The following is an 11,637-nucleotide window of genomic DNA, read 5'->3' on the forward strand; positions in this document are numbered from 1 at the left end:
TCCGCTATCTTCGTTTTCGGGCCGGCCTCATGAATAAGCCGGGATCCAGGCATTCGGAACGGCATCTTACGCAGCGCCCCGAAAAATGTCAGTGGCGACGATCACTAGGAGAGCGATGACGACATGAGCAATCTGGCAATCGATTACGACGACGTGGTGGCGGCACACCGTCGGCTGGAGGGAATTGCGCATCGAACACCGGTGTTGCGCTCGACGACGGCGGACGATCTTACCGGCGCATCGCTTCACTTCAAGGCGGAGCACCTTCAACGTATCGGCGCGTTCAAGTTTCGGGGCGGTTACAACGCCATCAGCCAGTTCGACGCCGCACAGAAGGCTGCCGGCGTCATCGCGTTCTCCTCGGGCAATCATGCGCAGGCGATTGCGCTGTCGGCCAGGCTGCATGGCATTCGCGCCGTCATCGTCATGCCGGAAGATGCCCCGGCGATCAAGATCGCTGCCACGCGGGGGTATGGCGCAGAAGTGGTGCTCTACGATCGCTATACCCAGGATCGTGAAGCGCTGGGTCGCGAGCTCGCCGAGGCCGAGGGCCTGACACTGATCCCGCCGTTCAACCATCCCCACGTGATGGCCGGGCAGGGCACTGCCGCCAAGGAGCTGTTCGATGAAGTTGGTGAGCTCGATACGCTGCTGGTGCCTCTGGGGGGCGGCGGGCTGCTCTCCGGTTGTGCCACGGTCGCCAGGGCGCGATATCCCCATTGTCGTGTGATCGGGGTCGAGCCGGAAGCCGGCAACGATGCGCAGAGAAGCCTGGCCAGTGGCGAGATCGTTTCCATCGCCACGCCGCGCACCATCGCCGACGGCGCCCAGACCCAGGCCTTGGGCAGCCTGACGTTCCCGGTACTTCGAGAGTGCGTCGACGACATCGTTACCGTGAGCGATGCCGAGCTCGTTCATGCCATGAGCTTCATGGCCGGGCGGATGAAGCAGTTCATCGAGCCGACCGGTTGCCTGGCGGCGGCAGCGGCCCTGAGTGGCCGGGTGGCCGTCGAGGGGCAGCGGGTAGGAATCATCCTGTCCGGAGGGAACGTCGACCTGAACCGGTTCGCCGAGCTGATTCAGGGCGCGAAGGAATAGCCCACATGAAACACATCGCTGACGACACGTGACTGACCATGTGGCTGACAGAGAAGCGGCGGGCATGCCTGCTGTCGATCTCCTCAGGACAGGCCCGCCGCGATGATCGACGGGGCAGCCGTCGACCTCAGGCGCTCCGATGCCATCGGAACGCCTGGTCAGATAGTTAGAAGAATCCCAGGGGATTGATGTCGTAGCTGATCAGCAGGTTCTTGGTCTGCTGATAGTGCTCCAGCACCATCTTGTGGGTTTCGCGACCGACGCCGGATTTCTTGTAACCCCCGAAGGCGGCATGGGCCGGATACTGGTGATAGCAATTGGTCCATACGCGGCCAGCCTGAATGCCACGACCCATGCGGTAGGCGCGGTTGATGTCGCGGGTCCAGACGCCGGCGCCGAGGCCGAATTCCGTATCGTTGGCAATGGCCAGCGCTTCCGCTTCATCCTTGAACGTCGTGACCGACACCACCGGCCCGAAGATCTCCTCCTGGAACACCCGCATCTTGTTGTTGCCCTTCAGCAGGGTCGGCTGAATGTAGTAGCCGCGGGATAGCTCATCGCCAAGTGACTCCCGCTCGCCGCCGGCCAGGAATTCGGCGCCTTCGCCTCGTGCCACGTCCATATAGGACATGATCTTGTCGAACTGCTCTTGCGAAGCCTGGGCACCGACCTGGGTTTCGGTATCCAGCGGATGGCCGCGCTTGATCTTCTTGATCCGTTCGATGACACGCGACATGAACTCGTCGTAGATGCTTTCCTGGACCAGGGCGCGAGAAGGGCAGGTACAGACTTCGCCCTGATTGAGGAAGCCCATCACCAGGCCTTCGGCGCACTTGTCGATGAACGCGGGCTCTGCCGACATGACATCCTCGAAATAGATGTTCGGCGACTTGCCGCCCAGTTCCACTGTCGAGGGAATGATGTTCTCGGCGGCACACTTCATGATGTGTGAGCCGACGGGTGTCGATCCGGTAAAGGCAATCTTGGCGATGCGCTTGCTGGTGGCGAGTGCCTGCCCGGCCTCTTCACCGTAACCATTGACGATGTTGATCACGCCTTTGGGCAACAGGTCATGAATGACCTCGATGACCTTGAAGATCGAGACCGGGGTCTGCTCGGCCGGCTTGAGCACGACGCAGTTACCCGCAGCCAGTGCCGGCGCGAGCTTCCAGGTGGCCATCAGGATCGGAAAGTTCCAGGGGATGATCTGGCCGACGACGCCGAGCGGTTCGTGGAAGTGATAGGAGGCGGTGTTCTCGTCGATCTCGGCAGTGGTGCCTTCCTGGGCACGAATGCAACCGGCGAAGTAGCGGAAGTGGTCGATGGCTAACGGAATATCGGCGGCCAGTGTCTCGCGTACGGCCTTGCCGTTGTCCCAGGTTTCCGCGACGGCCAGCATTTCCAGGTTCTGCTCCAGACGGTCCGCGATCTTGAGCAGCAGGGCCGAGCGTTCCTGAACGGAGGTCTTGCCCCAGCCGGGGGCAGCCTTGTGAGCAGCGTCCAGCGCCAAGTCGATATCTTTCTGGCTGGAACGAGCGACCTCGCAGAAGACTTCGCCGGTGACCGGCGTGATGTTCTCGAAATACCGTCCCTCGGCGGGTGGTACCCACTCACCGCCAATGTAGTTGTCATAGCGCTTCTCGAACTGGGTGATGGCGTCCGAGGTATTCGGGTTGGCGTAACGCATGGTGAGGTTCTCCTGGTGAATCGGTGGCCGATTGCTGGATTTCTCTACCAATTTGCGCCCCTTGGTGCGCTCTCGCCATTACGCTTTAGGCGACCCCGGTAACCCGGTAGCACTTCGACCAATGATGAACAGTCAGGCAATGTCGCGGTGTTACTATGAACTGTGTGGTTCAGCGACCTAAGGAGGGTCTGACCATGTTGCAGACTCAAGACAAATCGGCTCAGGATCGCCCGCTGACTGACGACAGCGGCTGCTGCCAGATGAGTTCGATCAACCTGCTCGATGATAGCGTCTCTACGCAGAAGGAGGTTCAGGATCGCAACGTGCTGCAGCTGTATCTGCTGACGGTCCAGGTGAGAGCCTTGATGGATGTGGCCTGTCATCAGGGGCACGCTGAATTTCTGACCGAGCGTCTGCGTTATCACTCAGAGGCATTGGAGTCACAATTTTCCAATCTGGTGAATAAGCACAAGGGCGCATCCTATACGCGTCATTTCTATGCACAGCAGCAGCAGCGATTCGATGCCGAGATCGAGAAGATCATCAGCGCACTGGAATCGTTGGGCGAGCAGTACAAGAACAACGCCCAGTAAGCCTTTCTCTGTCGAACCTGGCGCCAGTGTCTGTCTATCGCGCCGGGTTCTTTATTCATTCGGAATGATCTTTCGCTTCTCGCTCGAAGGCCATCCGTTGGTCAGGCTTGATCGCCTGGTCAGGGACTGGCGCGCTGCGCTTCGATGAAGTGGCCATGTTTCACGTGAAACGGAGTCGCAGGGGTGTTCCACGTGAAACAATGGCGCTTACTGAGAGGTGCCGGTTTGAATCTGGCTCAGAAAATCATTACAGGGCGTCGTCTCGTCCGCGCTCGGCGAGACCAACGCCAGCAGCGCCGCGGCGGGAGTCGCCACGGTTCCCAGGAAAGCGCCCACGGCGCCTCGAGCCAGCAGTGACCCGGTGTCCACGCCCGGAGACGGATTCTTGAGCGTACCTTCCACATAGAGCGGCGAGCGTAGCGTGAAGACACGTGCTCCCTTGCTTTCCGGTTCGATGGTGAAATCCAGCGCTTCGGTGGCGAAGTTGACGGTGCCGTCGATCTTGATCAGCGCATTTTCAGTATCGATCAGAAAGAAGCGGGTTTTGGCCAGTCCATCGGTGACTTCCAGATTGGTTGCCGCACAGTTGATATTGACCTGTTCATCTCCGAACAGTTTGCCGACCAGGTAGTTGCCGACATTGAGGCCTGCCAGTTCCATCAGGTTCTGACTGATAAGGCCATCATTGACCAGCATCTGCAGGTCACCATTGCTGGTGCCCAGAATGCTGGCAACGGAATTGCCGGTGCCACTCAGCGTGGCGCCCCCGTTGAGTTCTCCGCGGCTGTTCTGCATCAGCTCAACGTCGGGAAACAGACGGCTCAGCAAGAGATGGCGGATATGCATGTCCACGCGGCTCTGCATCGGCTCTTGGCTACCGTCGAGTCGTACCGTGGTATTGAGATTGCCTCCCGCGACGCCGAACCGAAGCGGGTCTAGCAGAATCTCCCCGTTCTCCAACGTGATATGTGTATAGAGATCCTCCAGAGGCAGCGAGTCGCCATGCTCGATGCGCTGCGCGGTGAATTTCACGTTCGCATCCATCGTCTTCCATTGCGCCGTATCGAACTCTTCGACCGGAAGCAGCTTGTCTTCCGGCTGCTGGCTGGCTTCTCCTCGGTCTGCCTTTTCCGCATTCGAGTCGGCACCGATCAGCGGGGCGAGATCGGCAAAGCGCAATTGCTGCGAAACGACCTCGCCCTCCAGCGATGGCCGTGGTTCGCCCATCTGGTAGGTAAGGTCGCCATGAATGTCGCTGTCTCCAATCTGTCCGTCGAAATTGCGATAACGAAAGGAGAGCGCTTCTTGGGTATCGAGATTGGCTGTCAGATGGCCTTGGGTAGAGTAGGGCGGTGTGTCGGGCAGAGTCACGCCAATGATCCCGTAAAGATCGCCCAGGTTCTGGCCGGCAAATTGCAGATCCATATCGATTTTCTTGGGCGCTAACGGGTCGATCAAGGTGCCATTGACGGACACCCGGGTTGCTCCCGCTTCTACTGTAGCTTGAAGGGGGTAGGGTGCATCGCGAAGGCGCAAGGCATCCAGTCCGCCGAGCCGGCCTTCTCCGTCGAAAGCCTGATTCTGATATTCACCTTCGGCCTTCCAGCCAAATACGTAATCGGCGACATCTCGATCCCCGACGGCTTGCCGAGCGGCACTGCCTTTCTCCGCAACGTCATTGAAGGCGATGGGCTCGCCGAGGAGTCGGACCGTGGCATCGGCGGTTGCCGTCAGTACGGCGTCATCGTAGTGAACGTTCACCGGATCGAAAGCGATATCTCCGACATCGACTGTCCAGCCGCTGTCGCTGTTCGAGGGTTCGGCTGCCGTATCCTGCTCACCGTTTCCGAGCGCAAATGTCCAGTTGTTCTTGCCGTTTTCAAGACGGACCAGAGAAGCCTCGGCACCCGAGAATTGGATATGGGGAATGGAGACCGTCTTGTCCATGAGCGGGAGCAGGGAGAATTCGATATCCAACGAGGCGAGGCTGAGCAGATCTTCGTCGGTGACGGCTTCCGGACTACCGACATGGATATCCTCGGCGTGGATATGAGGCCATGGAATCCAGCTGCGCCAACCGGATTCATCTTCCGGGGACGCCCAGGACAGATCGAGGTCGCCTTCGATGGCGAAGGGCCTGTGAATGGCTGCCGAGACGCGCTCGTTGATCGTGGGCTTGAGCCGGTTCCAGTCGAATGTCACAAAGACGACGATTAGCGCTATGAGTGACAACAAGACGATCGCTACTACGGCTAGCGCAATCTTCTTCCCCAATGTCATGGCCCTGTTTCCATCCTTGAAGTGTCTCTCCAAGGATAGTCGAGGCTGAGCATGACGTTGGGATCAGTTGCGGGAACTCGGGAAAAACCGATGTTTCACATGAAACGTTCGCCAGGCTGGAGAGGCGCCGTTGTGGAGAAGCGGCGTTGTTGGCCTACGAGCTCTGATTCAGCAGACGGCTGGTGAAATCTGCCAGATCGTTACAGATCCAGGTGTCGGCAAGCGTGTCGTCCAGCTCGTGCCGAGAGCGTTGCCCTTTGCCGGTAAGCACCAGTGCCGTCTGGCAACCGCTGGTAATGCCTGCCTGAATGTCACGCAGGCTATCGCCGACCATCCAGCAACCCTCCAGCGTCTGCAAATGCAATCGACCCTTTATCCGTTCCAGCAGGCCGGTACGCGGCTTGCGGCAAGCGCAGTCGTCGGATGGGAGGTGGGGGCAGTACTCGATCGCTGCGATCTTCCCGCCGGCTTGTTCGACCAGCGAGCGTAATCGATCGTGAATTTGCTCGAGCGTCCGGATGTCATAGTAGCCTCTTCCAATGCCGGACTGGTTCGTGGCAATGGCGACTGTCCAGCCGTTCTGGTGCAGCCGCGCGATCGCTTCAATGGCGCTGGGATAGGGGTGCCATTCCGACAGCGATTTGATGTAGGCATCAGAGTCTCGATTGATGACGCCATCGCGATCGAGTATGACGAGCTTGACCATGTGAAACCGTGCTCTGACAAAAGAGAAACCGATTATCGGATGTCATGCTGCGGGACGCAAAAGCCTCGTGTTTCACGTGAAACATCCCGTGCATGCAGTGGAGACCAGGCTTGCAAAGTTTGGCTCGGAAGGAGAGTGCAAAGTTTGGCTCGGAAGGAGAGTGCAAAGGTTGGCTCGGAAGGAGAGTGCAAAGGTTGGCTCGGAAGGAGAGTGCAAAGGTTGGCTCGGAAGGAGAGTGCAAAGGTTGGCTCGGAAGGAGAGTGCAAAGGTTGGCTCGGAAGGCGAGTGCAAAGGAGCTAGACCGAGAGGACAATTGGCAGCCAAAGCCGATATCACTATCCCGGCGGCCTCCCTGGAATGGAGCCGCCGGGAAGTAGCCGAACGCGCCTATGGCGCGACGGGGAGCTCCCGCTTGTGTGCGGTGCGGTCGAAGGTGCGGATAATTAGATCTGCTGCGTCGCGGTCGACTTCCTTTCCCTCGAGAAAGTCATCGATCGTATCGTAGCTCACGCCTAACGCTTCTTCGTCGGTGCGTCCTGGTGAGAGCGACTCGAGATCGGCAGTAGGGATCTTGTTGACCAATGCTTCAGGACCATCAAGCTCGCTCAGAAGCGCTCTGACCCGGCGCTTGGTGAGTCCTGCCAGTGGGGTGATGTCACAAGCGCCGTCCCCATGTTTGGTGAAGAAGCCCATGACGGCTTCGGCGCCATGATCTGTTCCCACGACCAGGCCGTTGTGCGTTCCTGCTACGGCGTATTGCGCCATCATCCGCGCTCGCGCCTTGATATTGCCATGCACGAAGTCGCGTTGGTACTCATCCTGAAAAGCGAGCTTCCCCGTTTCAAGGCTCGCAAGCAAGCCATCGGCACAGGGCTTGATATCGACATCGAGCTGTTGATCGGCGCGAATGTAGTCGATCGCGGCCTGGGCGTCGTCCTCGTCATGCTGATCGCCATAAGGCAGGCGCATCGCATAGAAGGTTGCCTCCCCGCCACGGTCGCGAAGGCGCTCGGCGGCAAGCTGACATAGCCGCCCAGCGGTGGTCGAATCGACGCCACCGCTGATACCCAGCACCAATGCTCGAGTACCGGTTTTCTCCAGGTAGCGCACCATGAAATCGATACGGCGTTCGACTTCTCGGCGTGCATCGAATGTCGGCTCGATGCCCAGCGATTCGATGATCTGTTGTTGGGTCGTTGCAGTCATTGTCTGCTCCTGGGAGTGATGATGAGTGGCGCCATGCAATAGCTTGGCAGTCAGGGCGTCATGGTGCCAATGTCACTGGCTACCGATAGCCGTTTCGGCACCTTGGCTTTCAGCATGGTAGTGCGTCAGTCGCTCCAGTGAATAGCGCGCGGCGGCGAGTCTAACGTCGTTGCGACCACCGTCGAAGCGGCGTGTTTCGCAGTAGACGCTGTCGCCTTCACCCGTGCGGAAGGCCCAGGCAAAGCAAACCGTACCCACGGGCGTGCCGTCCTCCGCCGGCTCTGGCCCTGCGATACCGGTATTGGCGATCGCCACGTTCGCCTGCGTGTAGTCGAGTGCGCCAATCGCCATCTCGCGAGAGAGTGTTTCGCTGGTCATCGAGTGCTTTTCGAAAATCTCGTCATCGATCTTGAGATAACGCTGTTTGGCCTGCGGCGAGTAGACCACAAGGCCGCAGTCCACCAGACTGCCGGACCCCGGAACACTGGCGAATTCCGACAGGATCAGACCGGCAGTACAGGACTCGGCAGTGGTCAGCACGAGCCCTTTCTCCTGCATGTAATCGATCAGCGAGCTGATCATGGCATCGTTCTGGTCGGCCATGGCGTCCTCCTGGAATCTGGATCTGGGTTCACGGAATCCTGACGATACGCCAATGGCGCGCCGCTGTTATTAACGGAGATCAGTGTCCTCGCGGGCATCGAGAACGATTACTCATCGAGAACTTTTACATAGCATCGGGTGGGCGTGATGCGATAGCAGCTCTTCGCGATGTTTCACGTGAAACGCCATTCGGCCATGAGCATGAGCTGCAGGATGGAAGCGGGGAGAAAAAGAACAACCGAGGGGAGAGGGAGAGAATAAAGAACGCCCGGCGCTTGGCCGGGCGAATGTTTCACGTGAAACGCAAGATTGGCGCTACGATTGCAGCTCGGCGATGTCCGCGACCTCCAGGAAGAGCGCCTGCAGGCCAGCCAATAACGCCAGACGATTGGCGCGGACAGCGTCATCCTCGACGGCGACCATCACTTCATCGAAGAAATGGTCCACCGGTGCCCGTAGCGTGGCCAGGATATCGAGAGCCTGCGCGTATTCGGCTTCTCGGAACAGCGGTTCGACCTGGTTGCGGCAGTCGCTGACGGCGTTGGCCAAGGCGATCTCCGCTTCTTCGGCGAGAAGGTCGCCGTTCACCTCGGTGCGACCGTCGTGCTGCTGCTTGGCAAGGATGTTCGATACGCGCTTGTTGGCCGCGGCCAGGGCCGCAGCTTCCTCGCGCTGACCGAAACGGTGTACGGCACGCAGGCGGCGGGCGAAATCCAGCGGACGCGTTACCGGGCGGGCACGTACCGCCAGGTAGACATCGACGGGTAACGCTTCGTCCTGTGCCCAGGCGCGGAAGCGATCGAGCATGTAAGTCAGGACATCGTCGACCAGGCCTTCCGCCTTGGGCAGATCCCGGTGCTGGGAGGCCGCCAGTTCCAGCAGCTCGCGCAGATCGAGATCCAGCTCGCCCTTGATCAGGATATTGAGCACGCCGATGGTGGCCCGGCGCAGGGCGAACGGATCCTTGGCGCCCGTGGGGCGCTGGCCGATGCCGAAGATGCCGGTCAGCGTGTCCAGACGATCCGCCAGCGCGATCGCCAGCCCGGTGGATGTCCTGGGAATCTCGTCGCCGGCGAAGCGGGGCAGATACTGCTCATGGATGGCTTCGGCCACGGCTTCCGGCTCACCGTCGTGGCGCGCGTAGTAAGTGCCCATGATCCCCTGCAGTTCGGGGAATTCGAGCACCATCTCGGTGACCAGGTCGCACTTTGCCAGCTGTGCCGCGCGCGCGGCTGCCTGGGAATCCCCGTCGATCTTGCCGGCAATGAAGCGGGCGACGACTTCGGTACGAGCGGCCTTGTCGGCAAGCGAACCGAGCTCGTGCTGGAAGACGACATTAGCCAGCGACTCGCGGCGACTCTCTAGCGTCCGCTTGCGATCGGTCTCGAAGAAGAAGGCTGCATCGGCCAGGCGCGGACGAATGACCTTTTCGTTGCCGTAGATGACCTGCTGCGGGTCTTCGCTATCGATGTTGGCCAGCGTGATGAACTGCGGCTTGAGCTTGCCGTCGGCATCGAGCAGGTGGAAGTATTTCTGGTTGGCCTTCATCGAGGAGATCAGGCACTCCGCCGGTACTTCGAGGAAGCGCTCGTCGAAGCTGCCGGTCAGCGCTACCGGCCACTCGACCAGTCCGTTGACTTCTTCCAGCAGGTCTTCGTCGATGACCGCCTGGGCGTCGTGCACTTCCGCCTCGGCCAAAACCTGTTCGCGGATACGTTCGCGACGGTGCTCGAGATCTACCAGCACGTAGGCATTTTCGAGCGCGGTTTCGTAGTCTTCCGCATGGGCGAGCTCGATCGGAGTGGGAGCGTGAAAACGGTGGCCCCGGGTCGTTCGGCCGGATTCCAGATCCAGCACGCTGGCCGGGACGACCTGGTCGCCATAGAGCAGGACCAGCCAGTGCACCGGACGGGAGAATTCCGTGCGTGAAGCGCCCCAGCGCATGTTCTTGGGAACCGGCAGGGCGTGGACAGCGGTATTGACGATGGCCGGCAGCAGCGCCTCGACGGTATCTCCCTGCTGCTGTTCACGATAGCCGAGCCAGGTTCCCTTGTCGGTTTCCAGGTGGATCAGTTCATCGACCGTCACGCCGCAGGAGCGGGCGAAGCCTTCGGCTGCCTTGGTGGGCTGACCATCCTTGAAGGCTGCCGCCAGCGCCGGGCCACGCTTCTCGACCTCACGATCCGGCTGCTTGCCGGCGAGGGCTTCGATACGGACGGCGAGGCGGCGCGGGGAGGCAAGCGCATACGCCTCGCCATGGGGAACTTCGGCATCGTCGAGGCCCTTGACGATGCCGTCGCGCAGAGCAAAGGCGAGTTTGGCGAGTGCGCCCGGCGGCAGCTCTTCGACGCCCAGTTCGATCAGTAGGGTGTTGACTGCCATGCTCATGCGTCTCCCTGAGTGGTTTCTGACGATTCCTGCAGCAGCTCGCGGCGCAGGGCTTCCGGCGCCATCGGGAAGCCTGCAGCCTCCCGTGACGCGTAGTAGGCGTGGGCAACCTCGCGGGCCAGCGTACGCACTCTCAAGATGTAGCGCTGACGCTCGGTAACCGAGATGGCGTGGCGCGCATCCAGCAGGTTGAAGGTGTGCGAGGCCTTGAGTACCTGCTCATAGGCCGGCAGCGGCAGGTTGGCCTCGAGCAGCTTGTTGCACTCGGTCTCGCAATGGTCGAACGCCTCGAACAGATAGGGAACATCGGCATGTTCGAAGTTGTAGGCCGACTGTTCGCGCTCGTTCTGCAGGTAGACGTCGCCGTAAGTGACGCGGGTCCCGTCGGGAGCGATCGTCCATACCAGGTCGTAGACGCTGTCGACGTCCTGCAGATACATGGCGATACGTTCGAGACCGTAGGTCAGCTCGCCGGTCACCGGGAAACACTCGATCCCGCCGGCCTGCTGGAAGTAGGTAAACTGGGTGACTTCCATGCCGTTGAGCCAGACTTCCCAGCCGAGTCCCCAGGCGCCGAGCGTGGGCGATTCCCAGTTGTCCTCGACGAAGCGGATATCATGGACTCGCGGGTCGATACCCAGACGTTCCAGCGAACCGAGGTAGAGATCCTGCAGATCCTTCGGCGAGGGCTTCATCACCACCTGGAACTGATAGTAGTGCTGCAGGCGGTTGGGGTTTTCCCCATAGCGGCCATCGGTGGGTCGGCGCGACGGCTGGACATAGGCTGCGTTCCAGCTCTCCGGGCCGATCGAGCGCAGGAAGGTGGCCGGATGAAAGGTGCCGGCACCCACTTCCATGTCGAGTGGCTGCAGCACGACACAGCCCTTTTCCGCCCAGTATTGCTGAAGGGCCAGTATCAGCCCCTGAAAGGTTTTCGCATCTGCCGTCGAGTCTGTCATTGACTGCGCACCGTTGCCCATGAATTCGTGAGCCGCCAAGTATACAATTAGCGCTCAATCGGTTATAGGCACCGCCGCCAATCGGCGTCGAGCGGGTTCGCGACGGTTTTCGCAGCG

At 60.2% G+C, this 11,637-nt stretch carries 9 protein-coding genes; 2 read left to right on the forward strand and 7 right to left on the reverse strand.

All coding sequences use genetic code 11. The annotated features are described in order from the left end of the window. Nucleotides 1–123: 123 nt before the first annotated feature. Nucleotides 124–1,098 (forward strand): threo-3-hydroxy-L-aspartate ammonia-lyase, encoded by a 975-nt coding sequence (locus ACWHY3_RS00050; RefSeq protein ID WP_332780151.1) that lies wholly within the window; start codon nucleotides 124–126, stop codon nucleotides 1,096–1,098. 166 nt (nucleotides 1,099–1,264) lie between these two features. Here ACWHY3_RS00050 and exaC read toward each other — a convergent pair whose 3' ends face one another. Then, nucleotides 1,265–2,785 (reverse strand): acetaldehyde dehydrogenase ExaC, encoded by a 1,521-nt coding sequence (gene exaC, locus ACWHY3_RS00055; protein WP_332780152.1) that lies wholly within the window; start codon nucleotides 2,783–2,785, stop codon nucleotides 1,265–1,267. A 194-nt stretch (nucleotides 2,786–2,979) separates the two neighbouring features. Here exaC and ACWHY3_RS00060 point away from each other — a divergent pair, with 194 nt between their 5' ends. Then, nucleotides 2,980–3,378: a hypothetical protein gene (locus tag ACWHY3_RS00060; protein WP_448127308.1), complete on the forward strand. Its 399-nt coding sequence runs from the start codon at nucleotides 2,980–2,982 to the stop codon at nucleotides 3,376–3,378. A gap of 207 nt (nucleotides 3,379–3,585) precedes the next feature. Here ACWHY3_RS00060 and ACWHY3_RS00065 read toward each other — a convergent pair whose 3' ends face one another. The 6 genes from ACWHY3_RS00065 to glyQ all read right to left on the reverse strand — a co-directional run bounded on the left by ACWHY3_RS00065 (nucleotide 3,586) and on the right by glyQ (nucleotide 11,520). Next, complete coding sequence (locus ACWHY3_RS00065; RefSeq protein ID WP_448127309.1) at nucleotides 3,586–5,658, reverse strand: AsmA family protein; 2,073 nt, start codon at nucleotides 5,656–5,658, stop codon at nucleotides 3,586–3,588. A gap of 154 nt (nucleotides 5,659–5,812) precedes the next feature. Then, nucleotides 5,813–6,364, reverse strand: a complete 552-nt coding sequence (gene gmhB / locus ACWHY3_RS00070; protein ID WP_071232438.1) for a D-glycero-beta-D-manno-heptose 1,7-bisphosphate 7-phosphatase — start codon at nucleotides 6,362–6,364, stop codon at nucleotides 5,813–5,815. A 387-nt stretch (nucleotides 6,365–6,751) separates the two neighbouring features. Beyond that, a complete protein-coding gene (gene nadE / locus ACWHY3_RS00075; RefSeq protein ID WP_087720321.1) occupies nucleotides 6,752–7,570 on the reverse strand; it encodes an ammonia-dependent NAD(+) synthetase in 819 nt (272 codons plus the stop codon). A gap of 72 nt (nucleotides 7,571–7,642) precedes the next feature. After that, the gene (locus ACWHY3_RS00080; protein ID WP_087720320.1) at nucleotides 7,643–8,173 is read right to left on the reverse strand and encodes a CinA family protein; all 531 of its coding nucleotides are present in this window, start codon (nucleotides 8,171–8,173) and stop codon (nucleotides 7,643–7,645) included. Nucleotides 8,174–8,488: 315 nt separating this feature from the next. Then, on the reverse strand, nucleotides 8,489–10,555 hold the full coding sequence (glyS, locus tag ACWHY3_RS00085) for a glycine--tRNA ligase subunit beta (protein WP_087720319.1): 2,067 nt from the start codon (nucleotides 10,553–10,555) through the stop codon (nucleotides 8,489–8,491). A 2-nt stretch (nucleotides 10,556–10,557) separates the two neighbouring features. Beyond that, on the reverse strand, nucleotides 10,558–11,520 hold the full coding sequence (gene glyQ, locus ACWHY3_RS00090) for a glycine--tRNA ligase subunit alpha (protein ID WP_071232499.1): 963 nt from the start codon (nucleotides 11,518–11,520) through the stop codon (nucleotides 10,558–10,560). Nucleotides 11,521–11,637: the final 117 nt, after the last annotated feature.

It is taken from the genome of Salinicola sp. NYA28a (genome assembly GCF_976982775.1).

What these genes read in the sequence shown, in the direction of transcription:
- ACWHY3_RS00050 (WP_332780151.1), top strand. Translation starts at nt 124, where the DNA reads ATGAGCAATCTGGCAATCGATTACGACGACGTGGTGGCGGCACACCGT.
- exaC (WP_332780152.1), bottom strand. Translation starts at nt 2,785, where the DNA reads ATGCGTTACGCCAACCCGAATACCTCGGACGCCATCACCCAGTTCGAG.
- ACWHY3_RS00060 (WP_448127308.1), top strand. Translation starts at nt 2,980, where the DNA reads ATGTTGCAGACTCAAGACAAATCGGCTCAGGATCGCCCGCTGACTGAC.
- ACWHY3_RS00065 (WP_448127309.1), bottom strand. Translation starts at nt 5,658, where the DNA reads ATGACATTGGGGAAGAAGATTGCGCTAGCCGTAGTAGCGATCGTCTTG.
- gmhB (WP_071232438.1), bottom strand. Translation starts at nt 6,364, where the DNA reads ATGGTCAAGCTCGTCATACTCGATCGCGATGGCGTCATCAATCGAGAC.
- nadE (WP_087720321.1), bottom strand. Translation starts at nt 7,570, where the DNA reads ATGACTGCAACGACCCAACAACAGATCATCGAATCGCTGGGCATCGAG.
- ACWHY3_RS00080 (WP_087720320.1), bottom strand. Translation starts at nt 8,173, where the DNA reads ATGGCCGACCAGAACGATGCCATGATCAGCTCGCTGATCGATTACATG.
- glyS (WP_087720319.1), bottom strand. Translation starts at nt 10,555, where the DNA reads ATGGCAGTCAACACCCTACTGATCGAACTGGGCGTCGAAGAGCTGCCG.
- glyQ (WP_071232499.1), bottom strand. Translation starts at nt 11,520, where the DNA reads ATGACAGACTCGACGGCAGATGCGAAAACCTTTCAGGGGCTGATACTG.